This is a genomic window from Janthinobacterium sp. SUN118 (assembly GCF_030397695.1).
Classification (GTDB): Bacteria; Pseudomonadota; Gammaproteobacteria; order Burkholderiales; family Burkholderiaceae_D; genus Janthinobacterium.
Map to the genome: position 1 here is coordinate 1,797,249 of NZ_JAPUBV010000001.1, position 18,303 is coordinate 1,815,551.

At 66.5% G+C, this 18,303-nt stretch carries 13 protein-coding genes; 10 read left to right on the forward strand and 3 right to left on the reverse strand.

What is annotated here, in order from left to right; all coding sequences use genetic code 11:
• Window positions 1-49: 49 nt before the first annotated feature.
• Both O0880_RS08170 and O0880_RS08175 read left to right on the forward strand, forming a co-directional pair.
• Window positions 50-760: a glutathione S-transferase N-terminal domain-containing protein gene (locus O0880_RS08170; RefSeq protein ID WP_289885941.1), complete on the forward strand. Its 711-nt coding sequence runs from the start codon at window positions 50-52 to the stop codon at window positions 758-760.
• Window positions 761-795: 35 nt separating this feature from the next.
• Window positions 796-1,419 (forward strand): glutathione S-transferase family protein, encoded by a 624-nt coding sequence (locus tag O0880_RS08175; RefSeq protein ID WP_071322972.1) that lies wholly within the window; start codon window positions 796-798, stop codon window positions 1,417-1,419.
• A gap of 90 nt (window positions 1,420-1,509) precedes the next feature.
• On the opposite strand, the gene O0880_RS08180 is transcribed toward O0880_RS08175, so the two are convergent.
• Both O0880_RS08180 and O0880_RS08185 read right to left on the reverse strand, forming a co-directional pair.
• Complete coding sequence (locus O0880_RS08180; RefSeq protein ID WP_289885942.1) at window positions 1,510-3,615, reverse strand: prolyl oligopeptidase family serine peptidase; 2,106 nt, start codon at window positions 3,613-3,615, stop codon at window positions 1,510-1,512.
• Between the two features lie 201 nt (window positions 3,616-3,816).
• Window positions 3,817-4,212, reverse strand: coding sequence for a RidA family protein (locus tag O0880_RS08185; RefSeq protein ID WP_289887323.1), 396 nt, complete (start codon window positions 4,210-4,212; stop codon window positions 3,817-3,819).
• A gap of 145 nt (window positions 4,213-4,357) precedes the next feature.
• On the opposite strand from O0880_RS08185, the gene O0880_RS08190 reads away from it, so the two are divergent.
• Entirely contained in the window at window positions 4,358-5,317 is a 960-nt protein-coding gene (locus O0880_RS08190; RefSeq protein WP_289887324.1) for a LysR family transcriptional regulator, read from the forward strand.
• Here O0880_RS08190 and O0880_RS08195 read toward each other — a convergent pair.
• A complete protein-coding gene (locus O0880_RS08195; RefSeq protein ID WP_289885943.1) occupies window positions 5,302-7,182 on the reverse strand; it encodes a CehA/McbA family metallohydrolase in 1,881 nt (626 codons plus the stop codon). The two genes, O0880_RS08190 and O0880_RS08195, sit on opposite strands and share 16 nt — an antisense overlap.
• Before the next feature lie 332 nt (window positions 7,183-7,514).
• Between O0880_RS08195 and O0880_RS08200 the strand changes: the two genes are divergently transcribed.
• From O0880_RS08200 to O0880_RS08230, 7 genes are all read left to right on the forward strand, one after another.
• Complete coding sequence (locus tag O0880_RS08200; RefSeq protein ID WP_289885944.1) at window positions 7,515-8,810, forward strand: MFS transporter; 1,296 nt, start codon at window positions 7,515-7,517, stop codon at window positions 8,808-8,810.
• A gap of 10 nt (window positions 8,811-8,820) precedes the next feature.
• Window positions 8,821-11,373, forward strand: a complete 2,553-nt coding sequence (gene nirB / locus O0880_RS08205; protein WP_289885945.1) for a nitrite reductase large subunit NirB — start codon at window positions 8,821-8,823, stop codon at window positions 11,371-11,373.
• 3 nt (window positions 11,374-11,376) lie between these two features.
• Entirely contained in the window at window positions 11,377-11,739 is a 363-nt protein-coding gene (gene nirD, locus O0880_RS08210) for a nitrite reductase small subunit NirD (protein WP_071322976.1), read from the forward strand.
• The gene (locus O0880_RS08215) at window positions 11,736-12,962 is read left to right on the forward strand and encodes an FAD-dependent oxidoreductase (protein ID WP_289885947.1); all 1,227 of its coding nucleotides are present in this window, start codon (window positions 11,736-11,738) and stop codon (window positions 12,960-12,962) included. The genes nirD and O0880_RS08215 overlap by 4 nt, the downstream gene beginning before the upstream one ends.
• An 11-nt stretch (window positions 12,963-12,973) precedes the next feature.
• Entirely contained in the window at window positions 12,974-15,661 is a 2,688-nt protein-coding gene (locus O0880_RS08220; RefSeq protein ID WP_289885948.1) for a nitrate reductase, read from the forward strand.
• Between the two features lie 95 nt (window positions 15,662-15,756).
• On the forward strand, window positions 15,757-16,296 hold the full coding sequence (gene cysC, locus O0880_RS08225; RefSeq protein ID WP_289885949.1) for an adenylyl-sulfate kinase: 540 nt from the start codon (window positions 15,757-15,759) through the stop codon (window positions 16,294-16,296).
• Window positions 16,293-18,302 carry a diguanylate cyclase gene (locus tag O0880_RS08230; protein WP_289885953.1) on the forward strand — a complete coding sequence of 670 codons (2,010 nt, stop codon included), beginning with the start codon at window positions 16,293-16,295 and terminating at the stop codon, window positions 18,300-18,302. Before cysC ends, O0880_RS08230 begins: the two co-directional genes overlap by 4 nt.
• The last annotated feature ends 1 nt before the right edge of the window (window position 18,303 follow it).

Sequence of the window (18,303 nt, forward strand, 5' to 3'; positions counted from 1 at the left end):
CATCCTGGCGCTGGTATGATGGGCGCCTGACTTCATTCATGGGGGACGCATGACCGAACCGATGATCGACCTGTACACGGCCGCCACGCCGAACGGCCACAAGGTTTCCGTGGCGCTGGAAGAACTGGCGCTGCCCTATGCGCTGCACGCGCTGGAGCTGTCGCAGCACCAGCAAAAGACGCCGTGGTTCCTGGCCATCAATCCGAACGGCCGCATCCCGGCCATCGTCGACCGCGCGAACGACGATTTTGCCGTCTTCGAGTCGGGCGCCATCCTCGTTTACCTGGCGGAAAAGACGGGCCGGCTGATGCCGCAGGACGCCAAGGGGCGTTCGCGCGTGATGCAGTGGCTGATGTTCCAGATGGGCGGCGTCGGTCCCATGATGGGCCAGGCGAACGTGTTTTACCGCTATTTCCCCGAGAAGATCCAGCCGGCCATCGACCGCTACCAGGGCGAGAGCCGGCGCTTGCTGCGCGTGCTCGACACGCACCTGGCAAGCCACGAATACCTGGCGGGCGACTATTCGATCGCCGATATCGCCAACTGGGCCTGGGCGCGCACCTATAAATGGTCGGGCCTGGCCATCGACGACATGCCGCACCTGCGGCGCTGGATGGCCGCCATCTACGCGCGCCCGGCGGCGCAGCGCGGCATCCTGCTGCCACCGTCGCCCATCGACAGCGACGCCGATGCGCAAGCCACGGCCGCTTTTTCCGCGCGCGCCCGCGGCATGGTCGAAATGGGCAAGCCGCACTCCTGATTTTTCAACCACCATAACGATACCGAGACCAGCACATGAAACTGTATATCAGCCCCCGCACGCCGAATCCACGCCGCGTCACCATGTTCATCGCCGAAAAAGGCATCGCCGGCATCGAGGAAGTGGCGCTCGACCTGATGGCGGGCCAGCACCGCGATCCCGCCTTCCTGGAAAAGAACCCGATGGGCCGCGTGCCGGCGCTGGAATTGCCGGACGGGCGCGTGCTGGCCGAGACGCGCGCCATCTGCACCTACCTGGAAGGCCTGCAGCCGCAGCCCAACCTGATGGGAGAAGGTTTTGAAGAACGCGCCTTCATCGAAATGGCCGACCGCAGGGTGGAACTGCACCTGTTCATGGGTATCGCCAACTGCATCCGCCACAGCCATCCGGCCCTGGTGGCGCTGGAAAACCCGCAGTTCCCCGACTTCGGCGCGGCGCAGGGCGCGAAAATGCGCGAGACGGCGCAGTGGCTCGACCAGCTGCTGGCCAGCCAGCCGTATATCGCCGGCGACCGCTTCACCATCGCCGACATCACGGCCTTCTGCGCGCTGGAGTTTGCGCGCGGCCTGATGAAATACAAGCCGGGTGCGGAAGGCTTGCAGCATCTGCAGGCTTACCGCGACCGCATCGCCGAGCGTCCCAGCGCGCAGGCCAAATAAACGATTCCAGCAGAAAAAAACGCCTGCGCCGGAGGCTCCGGCGCAGGCGTTTGCGCGTACGGGCGGCGCGTCAGGCCGCGCGCGCCGGGCTTACTTCAGCTGCTTCAACAGGAAGGTGTAGGTCAGCGCCCACATCTGCGCCTGCTGGTCGTTGTTGGCGGCGCCCGCATGGCCGCCTTCCGTGTTTTCCCAGTACAGCACGTCGTGACCCTGCTCTTCCATCTTCGCCACCATCTTGCGCGCATGGCCGGGGTGGACGCGGTCGTCGCGCGTCGAGGTTGTCAACAGCACGCGTGGATATTTCTTGTCCTTGAAGACGTTCTGGTAGGGCGAGTACTTGCTGATGTAAGCCCATTGTTCGGCCACATCCGGGTCGCCGTATTCTCCCATCCACGAGGCGCCCGCCAGCATCTTGTTGTAGCGACGCATGTCGAGCAAGGGCACCTGGCTGACGACGGCGTTGAACAGGTCTGGCCGCTGCACCAGCACGGCGCCCGTCAACAGGCCGCCATTGCTGCCGCCCATGATGCCCAGGTGGCGCGGGCTGCTGACTTTGCGCTTGATCAAGTCCTGCGCCACCGAGATGAAATCGTCGTAGGCGCGCTGGCGGTTTTCCTTCAGTGCCGCCTGGTGCCAGCGCGGGCCGAATTCGCCGCCGCCGCGGATATTCGCCAGCACGTACACGCCGCCCTTGTTCAGCCATGCTTCGCCGATGATGCCGCTGTAACTCGGTTTCAGCGACACTTCGAAACCGCCATAGCCATACAGCACGGTGGGGTTGCTGCCGTTGAATTTCGTTGCCTTGTTCATGATGACGAAGTAGGGCACTTTCGTGCCATCCTTCGACGTCGATTCGAACTGCTCGACTTTATACGGCGCGGCGTCGAAGTAGGCGGGCAGCGACTTGATTTTCGTGCGCTGGTCGCTTTGCGCAGTGCCCAGGTACAGCGTGGTCGGATTGAGGAAGTCGGTCACCGTCAGGAAGTACTGGTCGGAGTCGACCGGGTCGAGCGCGCTGACGACCAGGGTGCCCAGCGCGGGCGCGTCGACGGCGCGGCGCAGCCACTTGCCATCCACATGGCGCAATTCCGTCAGGCGGTTCTTGACCTTGTCCAGGGTCGTCACTAGGATGGCCGATTTGGTCGCCGTGACGTTGTCCAGCGAGGACGTGGCGCTCGGCGCATACAGCACTTCCAGTTCCTGCCTGCCCTGCATGAAGGCATGGAAATCCGTGGCCAGCAGCGCGCCCTGCGGATAGGTCTTGCCGTTGACCTTCCATTCCGAGCGCAGGGTGATGACCAGCTGGTCGCGCACGGTGAAGGCCGTGGCGTCGTCCGGCTTCGGCACTTTCTTCAGGTTCGCGCCCTCGCGCAGGAACATTTCGCCGCTATAGAAATCGATCTGGCGCTCGATGAACTGGTGTTCGTAGCCGGGCGTGAAATCCTTGTAGGCGCCGGCGCTCAGGTCATCGGGTTTGGCTTCATACAGCATCTGCGCCTGCGCCAGCGGCGTGCCGCGCTGCCACTGCTTGATGATGCGCGGGTAGCCGGAGCTGGTCATCGAGCCGGGGCCGAAGTCGGTGGAGACGAACAGCGTGTCCTCGTCGATCCAGCTGGCGCTGCCCTTCGCTTCCGGCAGGCTGAAGCCGCCGTCGACAAACGCGCGTTTGGCCACGTCGTATTCGCGGATGACCTTGGCATCGCCGCCGCCGCGCGACAGGGAAATGAGGCAGCGCTCGCCCTTCGGATACAGGCAGGAGGCGCCGCCCCATACCCAGTTTTCCTGCTCGCCGGCAGCCAGCTGGTCGAGGTCGATCACGGTTTCCCACGCGGGTTCCGCCTGCTGGTACTGCGCCAGCGTGGTGCGGCGCCAGATGCCGCGCACGTGCTGGGCGTCGCGCCAGAAATTATAGTAATACGCGCCTTCCTTGCTGACGTAGGGGATGCGCTCCTTGGAATTGAGGATGGTTTTCAGGCGCGCCTGCAGGGCAGGGAAGCCGGGCTGGCTTTCCAGTTCCTTGACGCTGACGGCATTGTGCTGCTTGACCCAGGCCAGCGGCTTGTCGCCGAGGACTTCTTCCAGCCACAGGTAGGGATCGGCAGGGGCGGCGGCAGGGGCGGGCGCCTGTGCATGGGCGATGCCCGCTGCGGCCAGGCCGAACAGCATGCTGCGGGCGAAGGTGCGATATGACGACATATGGGGGTTCCTTGTTGGTCCGATGGAGGCCGCGTTGCAGGCAAAACGGCGCGCCCATGGTGCCACGGATTGCTGCGGGTAACCAGTATGTCGAGGATATTAGTAAAGAGAAGGCATGTTTTTCCTATAATATTTGCCGCTCGCCCGCCCAGCCGTATATTCTGCGGCTATTCTGCGGCGCGTATTTCCCGGCCTGCAGCGCTAGCTGGGCAACTTCGCCACCACCTTGATCTCGAACTGGAAACCATACAGCCACGTGACGCCCACGGCCGTGACGGTGGGATGGGGGGCGTCACCCCAGTACTCGGCCTGCACGATGTCCCAGATGCGCTGGAACGTCGCTTGCGGATCGACGATGAAGACGGTCACGTCGACCACGTCGTCGAAGGTGCAGCGGGCGGCGTGCAGGATGGCGTTCAGGTTGTCGAACGCCAGCCTGACCCGGGCTTCCAGTCCGGGTTCCGGCGTGCCGTCCGCACGGCTGCCCACCTGGCCGGAGACGAACAACAAGCCATTGGCCCGCACGGCGGGAGAATAGCGGTTTTTGTCGTACAGCGCCTGGCGTCCGGGCGGAAAGACGACGTCGCGTGTGGTCATTGCATTACTCATGGCATGGCTCCCTGGAGGTTGCCGCCCGACGGCGGCCTGGATGGAACTTTAGCGCCGGCAGCCGTACAGATAAAGGGGGAAACTCCCCCATGACTGTTTGTATAATCCAAACAATCGGGATGCGGAGGTGATGATGGACAAGTTGGATACGATGCGGGCCTTCGTGCGGGTGGTCGAGACGGGCAGTTTTACCCGGGCGGCCCATACCTTGCACATGAGCCGCACGAGCGTGACGCAGCTGGTGCAGCAGCTCGAGGCGCGGCTGCGCTTGAAGTTGCTGAACCGCACGACGCGCAAGGTCAATGTCACGGCCGATGGCGCCGCTTATTACGAGCGCATCGTGCAGGTGCTGGCCACCCTGGACGAACTTGAAGCCGGCTTGCCCGGCGCCGCGGCGCTGCCCCGCGGCCAGTTGCGGGTGGACGTGCCCAGTCCGCTTGCCAGCCTGCTGCTGGTGCCGGCGCTGCCGCAGTTTTACGCCCGCTACCCGGACATCCAGCTGGACATGGGCGCCAGCGACCGCATGGTCGACGTGATAGGCGATAACGTCGATTGCGTCATCCGTGGTGGCGAGTTGCGCGACCAGTCCCTGATGGCGCGCAAGATCGGCGACTTGCAGCTGGCCGTGTACGCCGCGCCCGCGTATCTGCGGCGCGCCGGCACGCCCAGCCATCCGCAGGAACTGGACGGCGCGCAGCACCGCATCGTGCGTTTTCGCTGGGGGCATGGCGGCAATGCTTACTGCGCCGTGATGCGGCAGGGTGGCAAGAGCGTGACGATCCGGGGCCAGTACGTGCTGTCGATAGACGATGGCAACGCTTACCTGGCGGCAGGGCTGGCGGGGCTGGGCGCCTTGTGGCTGCCGGACTATATGGCCAGGGCGCATGTGGCGACCGGGGCCCTGATTCCCCTGTTTGCCGGCTGGCAGATCGCTCCCATGCCGCTGTACCTCGCCTATCCGCCGAATCGCCATGTCAGCATGAAGCTGCGCGTCTTCATCGACTGGGTGGTCGAATTGATGGCGCGGCATGCGCCGCCGCAGTTCCATGAAACGGTGTCGGTGACGACACCAGGCACTCATTCGGGCAGTTGATTGACCCACACGGGCGCCGACCAGACGATATTGCCATCGTCCTGCGTCAGCCGCGCGTAATAGAAGTGGGGGCCGGGCGCGGGCGTGACGGTGAGCTCGGCCTGGTCCGATATTTGTGTGACGGAGCCATTGCCGCCAGGCACGCCGTGGAAAATGGCCACCACCGCCGCTTGCCGCCCCGCGCTGTTGCTGAAGCTGGTGGCCAGATGCAGCGGACCATGGCTGGCGAAGCGCTCGCCCATCAGCTTGCCATTGGCCGTGAACAGCAGTTGCGCGTGCTTGTCCATGGTGGCAAACACGCGGCGCGCGCGCAGCGCCTCGAGGAAACTGTCGCGTGACACGGGCGTGCCGGCAGCCGGGCTGGCCACCAGCACGGCCGTGCGGTTGCCATATGCCGCGCCCCAGTTGGCGCAGTGGTTGTCCTGGTTGCTGCTGAAGGCCACGTGGTAGCCGGCCGCCAGGGCCCGGTTGCAGGCCGCCTCGTAATTGCTGCGCCGGTTTTCCGTTTCCTGGTCATTCGTGGAAAACGCGGACGTGTTCATCACCTCGCACAACACCATGGCGGCATCGCCAGCGGGCGTATAGCCGAGCGGCTGGCCGTTGACGAGAAACTGGCCAGCGTAGGCAGGGTGGTTGAACTGGCCCAGCCAGCCGCGCTCGCGCATCAGCGCGTACAGGGCCGCGTAGTCGCCCTTGGGCGTCTCCACGTCGGCCAGCAGTTCGCCGCGGGCATTTTTTTCCCAGCCCAGCAGCTGGTCGCTGTTGAAGAGATTCAGGTGGCCGCCCTTGTTGATGACGCCCCATTCCATGCCGTACAGGGCCAGGAAGCCGGGGTGGGCGGCCGTATAGGCCGCCGCTTCGGCCAGGCCCGTCTGGTACAGGGCTTTCGCTTCGGCAGGATTGGCGAGTGGATTCGTGCCGTCCGAACCGTCATACATATGATTGTGCTCGGACGCCAGCAGCACGTCCAGCCCATGGTGTTGCGCATACAGATAGGCATCGATGGGGCCGAAGGGCGCCGTCTGCGGCTCCTGCGCGCCGCGGCAGGCGTCGAGTGCCGCGCCGCCATCGCTGTGGCGCGTCTGGCTGTGCAGGTTGGCGTAGACGATGCGGTAGTCCGCCTGGCCATCGAGGCTGGGCAACTGTTGCAGTCCGGTATGGAAGGCGGGCACGCGCGGTGCCGCGCTGCGTCCCCGCTGCACCTGGATTTGCCATTGCTGCTCCACCTGCGCTTCCTGCGGCGTGCCGGGATCGGCCACGGCCAGCAGGCGCAGCTGGTACAAGCCGTCGGCGACCTGCGCGCGCCGCCCGCGCGCATCGGCGTCGGCGCGGCCATCCCAGGACAGCGCCAGGCTCACGGTGCGGGCGCCGACGCTTGCGCGTCCCGACCACTGGCGCCGCACCGCCCCCTGCGGGCCGGGTCCCGACAGGGTCAGGCGCCAGGCGACCGGGTGTGCCATGTGTGCCGTGAGGGCGCCGGCGCTGCCCACGCTGCCGGCAGCGCCAGCACTGCCGACGGTGCCCCCGCCCGCCGCGCCCGCCGTGTCGCCAGAACCGGCAGCGCGGCCAGTGCCCCCTGTGTCGCCACTTTCAGCAGTGCGGCTGATGCCGCCAGGATAGGCGAGGCGCACGATGAAGGTGCGCGCCTGCGTGGCGCGGGCGCCGGGCGCGGCGTGGAAGGGCGCCTGCACCGTCGCATCGAGCTCGCTATGCTCGCCGGGCTCGACGCTGCCAGCAAGCGGTACCGGCGCCAGCGCCGCTTGCGCTGCGGCGCTATTGCTCCAGACAAGCATGAAGACGCCGATGCACGCGCACGCCACCCATTTGGCTTGCCGCCAGAGTTGCCCGCAGAGTTGGCCACGCATTTGGCCCTCCCGCTTCTTGCTGTTGATAATATTTAGACAAGCGTGATCCCTGGCGGTTCCCCGCATGCACCAACAAGTGGCGTGTTTGCACCGCCATCGGCCATGATCTGGCGCAAAGCCCGTGCAGATTGGGGCCAGAGCGCCTGGTTGCCCCGGAACCGATCTGGCACGGCGCTTGCTAAACAGGAGATACGGATCAACGGCGATCCCCTGAACACAACGGTCCAACGACGGACCACATGGACAACGGCGTCCGCCCAGGCTGATTCTCATCGGCAGGGGCGGGCGCCGTTTTGTATTTTTGTGATTAACGGGATACTTCGGGAACCATCATGGCCAGCCAAAAAGCAACGCGCATCGCGCTCTTCTCCCTCGCCACGCCGCCCATGCGCGCATTCCACCTGACGTGGATGGCATTTTTCGTGTGTTTCTTCGCCTGGTTCGCCTGCGCGCCCCTGATGCCCGTCATCAAGGGCGAATTCGGTCTGTCCCTGGCGCAAGTGGCGAATATCAATATCGCGGCCGTCGCCATCACCATCCTCGTGCGCCTGATCGTGGGGCCATTGTGCGACCGCTACGGCCCGCGCAAGACGTATACGGGCTTGCTGCTGCTGGGCGCCATTCCCGTGCTGGGCGTGGCCGCTTCGCAAAGCTATGAAAGCTTTCTGTTCTTCCGCCTGGGCATCGGCGCCGTGGGCGCCAGTTTTGTCATCACGCAATATCACACCTCCGTGATGTTCGCGCCCAGGGTCGTCGGCACGGCGAATGCGGCCGCCGCCGGCTGGGGCAATGCGGGCGGGGGCGCGGCGCAGGCGCTGATGCCGCTGCTGCTCGGTGCCGTGCTGATGCTGGGCGTGTCCGAATCGCTGGGCTGGCGCGTGGCCTTGCTGGTGCCGGGCGTCTTGATGCTGGTCATGGCCGCGCTGTACTGGCGCTATACGCAGGATTGCCCGGAAGGAAATTATTCGGATTTGCGCGCGGCCGGCACGGCCATCGAGGGTGGAAAAAAGGGCGGCTGGGACAGCTTCAAGGCGGCCAGCAGCAACTATCGCGTGTGGCTGCTGTTCGTCACCTACGGCGCCTGCTTCGGCATCGAGATCTTCATCCACAACATCGCCGCCGTCTATTACGTCGACCATTTCGGCCTGTCGCTCAAGTCCGCCGGCCTGGCCGCCGGCAGCTTCGGCCTGCTGGCCCTGTTTGCCCGCGCCCTGGGCGGCTGGCTGTCGGATAAATTGGCCCTGCGCGGCAACCTGAACAGCCGCGTGACCCTGCTGTTCATGCTGATGATAGGCGAAGGCGTGGGCTTGCTGTGGTTTGCCAAGGTCGACAGCGTCACCTGGGCCGTCATCGCCATGCTGGTCTTCGGCCTGTTCACCCACATGGCGTGCGGCGCCACCTACGCGCTGGTGCCCTTCATCGACAGCCGCGCCCTGGGCGGCGTGGCCGGCATCATCGGTGCGGGCGGCAACGTGGGCGCCGTGGCGGCCGGCTTCCTGATGAAGGGCACGGGCGACATCCGCCAGACCCTGATCATCCTCAGCGTGCTGGTCGTGCTCTCGGCCCTGTGCGCCATCGCCGTGCGCTTTACCCGCGAGGCGGCCGAACCAAACATGGCCGCGGCCTGAGGAGACAGTCATGAACCACCCCCTGAAGATCGTCGTCCTCGGCCATGGCATGGTCGGACACAAATTCCTCGAGCGCCTGGCGCTGGAGCATGCGCCGCAGCTGCAAGTCACCGTGCTGTGCGAAGAGCCGCGTCCCGCCTACGACAGGGTGCACCTGTCCGAATTTTTCAGCGGAAAATCGGCCGACGAGCTGTCGCTGGTGGCGCCCGGCTTCTTCGACAAGGACAACCTGATCCTGAAACTCAATGCGCGCGCCATCGGCATCGACCGCGCGGCGAAGACCGTCACGGCCAGCACGGGCGAGGTGCTCCCCTACGACAAGCTGGTATTTGCCACCGGCTCGACGCCGTTCGTGCCACCGCTGCCGGGCAAGGATCGCGACGGCTGCTTCGTCTACCGCACCATCGAAGACCTGCAAGCCATGCTGGCCTGGGGCGCCAAGTCCGCCACGGGCGTGGTGATCGGCGGCGGACTGCTGGGCCTCGAATGCGCGAAGGCACTGCGCGATTTGAAACTCGACACCCACGTGGTGGAATTCGCGCCGCGCCTGATGGCCGTGCAGGTCGACGAGGGCGGCGCGCGCGTCCTGCGCCGCAAGATCGAGGAACTGGGCGTGACCGTGCACACGCAAAAGAACACGCTGGCCATCGTCGACGGCGAATCCGCCACGCACCGCATGCAGTTTGCCGACGGCAGCCACCTGGAAGCGGACATGATCGTCTTTTCGGCCGGCATCCGCCCGCGCGACGAACTGGCGCGCGCCTGCGGCCTGGAAGTGGGGCCGCGCGGCGGCATCGCCATCGACGACAGCTGCGTCACCTCCGATCCCGACATTTACGCCATCGGCGAATGCGCGCTGTGGGGCGGCCTGGTCTTCGGCCTGGTGGCGCCCGGCTATGAAATGGCGCGCATTTGCGCGCGCCACGTGCTGCAGGAAGAGGGCGAGGCATCGTTCAAGGGCGCCGACATGAGCACCAAGCTCAAACTGATGGGCGTGGACGTGGCCAGCCTGGGCGACCCGCACGGCAATGCGCCGGGCAGCCGCTCCTACCAGTTCATGGACGAGCGCAAGCAGATCTACAAGAAGATCGTCGTCTCCGATTGCGGCAAATACCTGCTGGGCGGCGTGATGGTGGGCGACGCCAGCGAATACGGCACCTTGCTGCAGATGATGCTGAACAAGATCGAGCTGCCGGCGTCGCCGGAATTCCTCATCCTGCCGCAAGCCGATGGACAGCAAAAAGTCGGCCTGGGCGTGGACGCCTTGCCCGAGTCGGCGCAAATCTGCTCGTGCAACGACGTCTCGAAAGGCGCGCTGTGCGCGGCCGTCGCCGGCGGCGCCACCATGATCGGCGCCCTGAAAAGCTGCACCAAGGCGGGCACGGCCTGCGGCGGCTGCGTGCCCCTGGTGACGCAGATCATGAAGGCGGAAATGCAGAAGCAGGGTCTGGCCGTCAATAACCATGTGTGCGAGCACTTTGCGTATTCGCGCCAGGAGCTGCACCACCTGGTGCGCGTCGGCAAGCTCCGCAGCTTCGGTGCGCTGCTGGCCGCACATGGCCAGGGACTCGGTTGCGACGTGTGCAAGCCCGTGGCGGCGAATATCCTCGCCTCTTGCTGGAATGATTTCGTGCTGTCTCCCGTGCACGCCAGCCTGCAGGACAGCAACGATTACTTCCTCGGCAATATCCAGAAGGATGGCACGTATTCCGTCGTGCCGCGCATGCCCGGCGGCGAGGTGACGGCCGACGGCTTGATCGCCGTGGGCACGGTGGCGAAAAAATACGGCCTATACACCAAGATCACGGGCGGCCAGCGCGTCGACCTGTTCGGCGCGCGCGTCGACCAGCTGCCGGCCATCTGGGAAGAGCTGATCGCGGCCGGCTTCGAATCGGGCCACGCCTACGGCAAGTCGCTGCGCACGGTGAAATCGTGCGTCGGTTCCACCTGGTGCCGTTACGGCGTGGCCGACAGCGTGGGTTTTGCGATTCAACTGGAAAACCGCTACAAGGGCTTGCGCACGCCGCACAAGATCAAATTCGGCGTCTCCGGCTGCACGCGCGAATGCGCCGAGGCGCAGGGCAAGGACATCGGCCTGATCGCCACGGAAAAGGGCTGGAATCTGTACGTGTGCGGCAATGGCGGCATGAAGCCGCGCCACGCGGAACTGCTGGCGTCCGACCTCGATGAGGCGACCCTGGTGCGCTATGTCGACCGCTTCCTGATGTTCTACGTGCGCACGGCCGACCGACTGCAGCGCACCAGCGTGTGGCGCGACAACCTCGAAGGGGGGCTCGATTACCTGAAGCGTGTCGTCATCGACGACAGCCTGGGCGTGGCCCACGAACTGGAGGCGGACATGCAGCACGTGGTCGACACCTATGCCTGCGAGTGGCAAGCGGCCGTCACGGACCCCGCCGTGCGCCAGCGCTTCCGCCATTTCGTCAACAGCGACAAGAACGACGAGAACGTGGTGTTTGTCGAGGAGCGGGGCCAGATCCGTCCCGCCACGCCGGGCGAGCGCCGCAACGGCGTGATCCCCATCCTTGCCGTGGAGGCTTGAGCCATGAACGCGATTAACGAACTTTCCGGCGTCACCGCCGACAACTGGATGGCGATCTGCCCGCTGGCCGACATCGTGCCCGATACGGGCGTGTGCGCCTTGCTGAACGGGCGCCATGTGGCCGTGTTCCGCGTCGGCGATGCCGCGCCGCGCGTGTACGCCATCGACAATGTGGACCCGAACGCGGGCGCTTCCGTGCTGTCGCGGGGGCTGGTGGGCAGCATCGGCGAACGCATCGTCGTCGCGTCGCCCATCTACAAGCAGCATTTCGACCTGGCCAGCGGCGAGTGCCTGGAAGCGCCCGAGCATTCCGTCGCCACCTGGCCCGCGCGCGTGTTTGCCGACATGGTGTGGGTGGCGCTGTGAACGCGCCCGCGCGGCCGTCCCTGGTCGTCGTCGGCAACGGCATGGCCGGCATGCGCACGGTCGAGGAATTGCTGAAACTCGCGCCCGAGCTGTACGACATCACCGTGTTCGGCGCCGAACCGCACGGCAATTACAACCGCATCTTGCTGTCCCCGGTGCTGGCCGGCGAAAAGACGGTGGACGACATCATGCTGCACACGCGCGACTGGTATGCGCAGCACGGCATCACCCTGCACGCGGGCGACCCGGTGGTGCGCATCGACCGCCAGGCGCGCACGGTACAGGCCCTGTCCGGCATCGAGGTGCGCTACGACCGCCTGCTGCTGGCCACGGGATCGACGCCGTTCATCGTGCCCGTGCCGGGCCACCAGCTGCCGGGCGTGATCGGCTTTCGCGATATCGACGATGTCGACACCATGCTGCGCGCGGCGCGCCAGCACCGGCATGCGGTGGTGATCGGCGGCGGCTTGCTGGGGCTGGAGGCGGCCAACGGCTTGCAGCGCCAGGGGATGGACGTCACGGTGGTGCACATGAGCGGCAGCCTGATGAACCAGCAGCTGGATGCGCCCGCATCGATGCTGCTGAAAACGGCGCTGGAAGCGCGCGGCCTGCGTTTCCTGATGCACGCGAGCACCAGCGCGATCACGGGCACGCGGCGCGTCGAGGGCGTGCAGTTCGCGGACGGCAGCAGCATTCCCGCCGACCTGGTGGTGATGACGGCCGGCGTGCGGCCCAACATCGCGCTGGCGCAGGCGGCGGGCCTGCACTGCGAACGCGCCATCGTCGTCGACGACTGCCTGCAAAGCTACGATCCGCGCGTCTACGCCGTGGGCGAATGCGTGCAGCACCGGCGCGCCACCTTCGGCCTGGTGGCGCCCATCTGGGAGCAGGCGCGCGTCTGCGGCGCGCACCTGGCCGGCGCGGGCCACCGGCGCTATGTGCAGCAGGCCAGCGCCACCAAATTGAAAGTGACGGGCATCGACCTGTATTCGGCGGGCGACATCATCGGCGGCGAGGGCAGCGAAGACCTGGTGCTGCGCGATCCGCGCCGCGGCGTCTACAAGCGCCTGGTGGTGCAGGGCAGCCGCCTGGCCGGCGCCGTGCTGTATGGCGACGTGCAGGACGGCCCCTGGTATTTCGACCTGATCCAGCAGCGCCGCGACATCAGCAAGCTGCGCGCCCATTTATTGTTTGGCCAGGCCTTGTGCGCCCAGGCCGCATGACAGGAAACCCCATGACCAGCTGCATGCCCGTGAAAACCACCTGCCCGTATTGCGGCGTCGGCTGCGGCGTGGAAGCGACACGCCTGCCCGACGGCGCCATCCGCATCGCCGGCGACGGCAGCCACCCGGCCAACCTGGGCCGCCTGTGCGTGAAAGGCTTGGCGCTGGGCGATACCCTGGGGCTGGAGAACCGTTTGCTGCAGCCGCAGGTGCGCGTCGATGGCGAGTTGCGGCGCGTGTCCTGGGACGCCGCGCTCGACAAGGTGGCCGGAGGCCTGCGCGCCATCATCGACGCCCACGGGCCCGATGCGGTGGCCCTGTATGTCTCGGGCCAGCTGCTGACGGAAGATTATTACGTGGCCAATAAATTCATGAAAGGCTATGTGGGCAGCGCGAATATCGACACCAATTCGCGCCTGTGCATGTCGTCGGCCGTGGCCGGCCACAAGCGCGCATTCGGCGAAGACATCGTGCCAGGCTGCTACGACGACCTGGAGCTGGCCGACATGATCGTGCTGGTGGGGTCGAACACGGCCTGGTGCCACCCGATCCTGTTCCAGCGCATCGCGCGCCTGAAGGAACGCCGGCCCGAAGTCAAACTGGTGGTGATCGACCCGCGCCGCACGGCCACCTGCGAGCTGGCCGATGTGCACCTGCCGGTGAAGCCCGGCACGGACGTGTGGCTGTTCAACGGCTTGCTGTGCCATCTGGCGCGCGAAGGTGTGATCGACGATGCTTTCGTCACCCAGCACAGTCGCGGCCTGGACGAGGCGCTGGCGGCCGCGCACGTGGACTGTGGCGATCCGCTGCAGGTGGCGAAGATATGCAAGGTCGATCCGCACGCCTTGCTGGCGTTCTACCGCGACTTCGCCGCCACGCGCAAGGTCGTCACCGCCTTTTCGCAGGGCGTGAACCAGTCTTCCAGCGGCACGGACAAGGTCAACAGCATCATCAACTGCCACCTGGCCACGGGCCGTATCGGCCAGCCCGGCATGGGGCCATTCTCGCTGACGGGCCAGCCGAACGCCATGGGCGGGCGCGAAGCGGGCGGTCTGGCCAACATGCTGGCGGCGCACCTGGAGCTGGACAACCCGCTGCACCGCGACATCGTGCAAACGTTCTGGGATGCGCCGCGCATCGCCAGCAAGCCAGGCCTGAAGGCGGTGGACCTGTTCCACGCCATCGAGGCGGGCACGGTGAAGGCCGTGTGGATCATCGCCACCAATCCGCTGGTGAGCATGCCGGACGCGGAGCAGGTGCGCCGCGCGCTGGCCCAATGCGAGCTGGTGGTGGTGTCCGACATCAGCGAGCAGGCGGACACGAATGCCCACGCCGACGTGCTGCTGCCGGCCCTGGGCTGGGGCGAGAAGGATGGCACGGTGACCAATTCCGAGCGGCGCATCTCGCGCCAGCGGGCCTTCTTGCCGGCGCCGGGCGAGGCGCGCGCCGACTGGCAGGTGCTGTGCGCCGTGGCCACGCGCATGGGCTATGCCGGTTTCGATTTCGCGGCGCCGCAGGCCATTTTCGACGAGCATGCGCGCCTGTCCGCCTTCCGCAACGAGGCGGAAACGGCGCGCCTGTTCAAGCTGTCGCACCTGGTGGGGCTGAGTGACGCGCAGTACGATGGCTTGTTGCCGCAGCAGTGGCCGCAGGGCCGGGCGCGCCTGTTCGGCGATGGCCGCTTCGCGCATGCGGACGGCCGTGCGCGTTTCGTGCCGACGGCGCCGCGCGCGCCGCGCCATGCGCCGGACGAAGACTATCCGCTGATCCTGAACACGGGCAGGGTGCGCGACCAGTGGCATACCATGACGCGCACGGGCAAGGCGGCCAGGCTGTCGGACCATGTGGCCGAGGCGTTCATCGACATCCACCCGCAGGATGCGCTGCTGTACAGCGTGCGCGAAGGCGAGCTGGCGCGCGTTTCCAGCGCCTGGGGCGCGATGGTGGCCAGGGTCGTGCATGGCGGCGGCATCGCGCGCGGGCAGGTCTTCGTGCCGATCCACTGGAGCGATGCGAATGCCTCCGACGCGCGCGTGGGCGCCGTCGTCAACCCGGTGGTCGATCCGGTATCGGGCGAGCCGGAATTCAAGCATACGCCCGTGCGCATCGAGCAGTTCCGCGTGCACTGGCATGCGTTTGTCCTGAGCCGCACGCCGCTGAACCTCGACGGCGTGGCGCACTGGACGCGCATCCAGGGCGAGCAGTTCCTGCGCTACGAGCTGGCCGGGCGCCAGCGCGTCGATGACCTGGGCGCCTGGGCGCGTTCCCTGCTCGGCGTGGCGGACCCCGAGGCCGACTGGCTCGATTATGCCGACGCCAGCGCCGGCGTGTATCGCGCCGTGCACCTGGAGGCGGGGCGCATCGAACAGTGCGTGTTCATTTCGCCGCGGCCCGACCTGCCGTCGCGCGCCTGGCTGGCGGGCCTGTTTGCGCATCCGCTCATGGACGCGGCCGACCGCGCCGGCGTGCTGCTGGGCCAGCCGATCGGCAAGGGAGTGGACGCCGGTCCCACCGTCTGCTCGTGCTTTGGCGTGGGGCGCAACACCATCTGCGCCGCCATCCGCGAAAAAAGACTGACGACCGCGGCGCAGGTGACGGCTTGCGTAAAGGCGGGCGGCAACTGCGGTTCCTGCGTGCCGGAGATACGCCAGCTGCTGGCCGTCACCCTGGCCGAAACGCTGGCGCAGAGCGCGCCGTAGCGTTGCCGTAGGCCGTATGTATCGCGCTGCTCCCCGCGACTGTCTTTTTCCGGCTGCCTTTGTTATATTCGCCCTCACAGAGTCGGGGAGACAAGATGAGGGATTACACAGGGATGGCGCCGGCCACTGTCTGGCTGACGGGTCTGAGCGGCGCCGGCAAGACCAGTATCGCCCATGCGCTGGCACACCGCTTGCAAGCCGAGGGGCGCGCCGTCGCCGTGCTCGATGGCGACCAGCTGCGCCATGGCCTGAACCGCGACCTGGGTTTCACGCCGACCGACCGGCATGAAAATATCCGCCGCACGGCCGAAGTGGCCCGCCTGATGAACATGGCGGGCGTGCATGTCATCGCCGCCTTCATTTCGCCGTACCGCGCCGACCGTGCCATGGCCGCGAGCATCATCGGCGCAGGCAATTTCATCGAAGTGCATGTCAGCACGCCACTCGATGTGTGCGAGGCGCGCGATGCCAAGGGCCTGTATGCGAAGGCGCGCGCGGGGCAGATTGCGCAATTTACGGGCATATCCGCGCCCTATGAAGCGCCGCTGTCGGCCGCGCTGACGCTCGATACGCAGGCGCTGGCGCTGGACGAATCGGTCGAGCGGATTTGCCGGCACCTGCAGCGGCAATCGTGACGACCTGGCGAAAATGGCTGCGCCGGCGCTTGCCCGCCAGCCTGAAGGCGCGCATGAGCGTGGTCGTCTTCCTGCTGGTGTTGGGTGCCGTGGCGCTGCTGGCGCTGGCCACGCTGGCCGTGGCCGAACGCGGCATGCGCGACGTGACGGGACGGCAGCAGTACGTGTCGCTGGCCAGCGCCGCCGTTTTCATCGACGAGGAACTCAATGCCAAGCGCAACGTGCTGCGCGTGATCGCCGACAGCCTGGCGGCCAGCGGCGTGCATGACGGCGCCGGCCTGCAGCGCTTCCTGGCCGCGCAAACGGTGCTGGGGACGGAGTTTTTCACTGCCGGCGTGGTCGCCGCCGATGGTTCCCTGCTGGCCAGCCTGAGCCCCTTCAAGCCGCAGGCGGGGCTGAACCTGAAAGGCCGTTCTTATTTCGAGCAGACGCTGGCGACCAGGCGTTCCGTCATTTCCGCGCCGCTCAATGGCAGCATTTCCGGCATGCCCATCGTGGTCGTGACGCAGCCCGTGTTCGATGCGCAGGGCGCCGTGCGCTACGTGCTGGCGGCCAGCGTCAACCTGCGCCAGCCCGATTTCCTGGGCCGTCTCGAAGCGCTCAAGCCGGGCACGGGCGGCTACCTGTACATCATGACGGATGCCGGCATCATCGTCGAGCATCCCGACAAGTCGCGCATCATGCAGCATATCGAGGCGCATGGCCCGATCAGCATACCCACGCGGCGCGCCATGCAGGGCTACGAGGGCTGGCTGACCGGCACCACGACGAGCGGCGTCGACGCCCTGTTTGCCTACCAGCGCATCGCCTCGACGGGCTGGATACTGGCTTCCGTCTACCCCATGCGCGACGCCTTCGCGCCGCTGCATGCGATCCGCAGCAAGATCCTGCTGGCCGCCGTGCTGCTGGCGGCGCTGGCGGGGCTGGCCGGCTGGCGCGTGGTGCTGCGCCTGTTGCAGCCGCTGGAGCGCTTGCGCCGCCAGGTGCACCAGATCCGCCGCCAGCGTCTCGGCATCGAGGTGCTGCAAATCGAGCGGCGCGACGAAATCGGCGACTTGAGCCGCGATTTTTACTCGCTGGTGGCCGAGCGCGAAATCGCCGAGGCGCAGACGCGCGACAGCGAACGGCGATTGAAGCTGCTGACGGACCACGTGCCCGTGGTGATCGTGTACATCGACCGCGAGCACCGCTACCAGTTCATCAATGCGACGTTTGAAAAATGGTTCGGCCGCTCGCAGCAGGAAAGCCTGATGCAGTCGATCCGCGAGGTGCTGGGCGAAGAAGCCTACCAGCTGCGCGAGCAGTACCTGCAGCGCGCCTTTGCGGGCGAAGAGGTCGAATATGAATTCACCATCGATGGCGAGGGGGAAGGGGGGCGGCGCGCCTTCCAGACCAGCTATGTGCCCGATGTGGGCGAGAGCGGCGCGGTGGAGGGCGTGTATGGGCTGATCCACGAGATCACCAAGGTCAAGGCGGCGCACACGGCGCTGCAGTTTGCCGCCGCCACCGATACCCTGACGGGCATCGCCAACCGGCGCCGCTTCGATGAACAGCTGGCGCAAAGCATGCAGCGCACGCGCGCCACGCGCGCGCCGATGGCGCTGGCCTACCTGGACATCGACCGTTTCAAGGCCATCAATGACAGCCTCGGACACCATGCGGGCGACGAGGTGCTGAAGGAATTCGCGGCCCGCCTGGCGCGCAGCGTGCGCGCCAGCGACCTGGTGGCGCGCCTGGCCGGCGATGAATTCGTGATCGTCCTGGAAGGCGTGAAAAGCGCGGCCGAAGTGCGCCAGATCGGCGCCAAGATCATCGACGCCATCCGCCTGCCGTTCACCCTGGCCAGCGGCGCGCTGCCGGTGACGACCAGCATCGGCATCGCCATCTTCCGCGACGGCGCGCTGACGCCGGCGCAGCTGCTGGACCTGGCCGACCAGGCCCTGTACGAGGCCAAGGGGCAGGGCCGCGACAGCGTGGCGCTGATCGAGGCGGCCGCGCCGCCGTGAT

Excerpts from the sequence above, each read along its gene's own strand:
- O0880_RS08170 (WP_289885941.1), top strand. The coding sequence starts at position 50 with ATGACCGAACCGATGATCGACCTGTACACGGCCGCCACGCCGAACGGC.
- O0880_RS08175 (WP_071322972.1), top strand. The coding sequence starts at position 796 with ATGAAACTGTATATCAGCCCCCGCACGCCGAATCCACGCCGCGTCACC.
- O0880_RS08180 (WP_289885942.1), bottom strand. The coding sequence starts at position 3,615 with ATGTCGTCATATCGCACCTTCGCCCGCAGCATGCTGTTCGGCCTGGCC.
- O0880_RS08185 (WP_289887323.1), bottom strand. The coding sequence starts at position 4,212 with ATGACCACACGCGACGTCGTCTTTCCGCCCGGACGCCAGGCGCTGTAC.
- O0880_RS08190 (WP_289887324.1), top strand. The coding sequence starts at position 4,358 with ATGGACAAGTTGGATACGATGCGGGCCTTCGTGCGGGTGGTCGAGACG.
- O0880_RS08195 (WP_289885943.1), bottom strand. The coding sequence starts at position 7,182 with ATGCGTGGCCAACTCTGCGGGCAACTCTGGCGGCAAGCCAAATGGGTG.
- O0880_RS08200 (WP_289885944.1), top strand. The coding sequence starts at position 7,515 with ATGGCCAGCCAAAAAGCAACGCGCATCGCGCTCTTCTCCCTCGCCACG.
- nirB (WP_289885945.1), top strand. The coding sequence starts at position 8,821 with ATGAACCACCCCCTGAAGATCGTCGTCCTCGGCCATGGCATGGTCGGA.
- nirD (WP_071322976.1), top strand. The coding sequence starts at position 11,377 with ATGAACGCGATTAACGAACTTTCCGGCGTCACCGCCGACAACTGGATG.
- O0880_RS08220 (WP_289885948.1), top strand. The coding sequence starts at position 12,974 with ATGACCAGCTGCATGCCCGTGAAAACCACCTGCCCGTATTGCGGCGTC.
- cysC (WP_289885949.1), top strand. The coding sequence starts at position 15,757 with ATGAGGGATTACACAGGGATGGCGCCGGCCACTGTCTGGCTGACGGGT.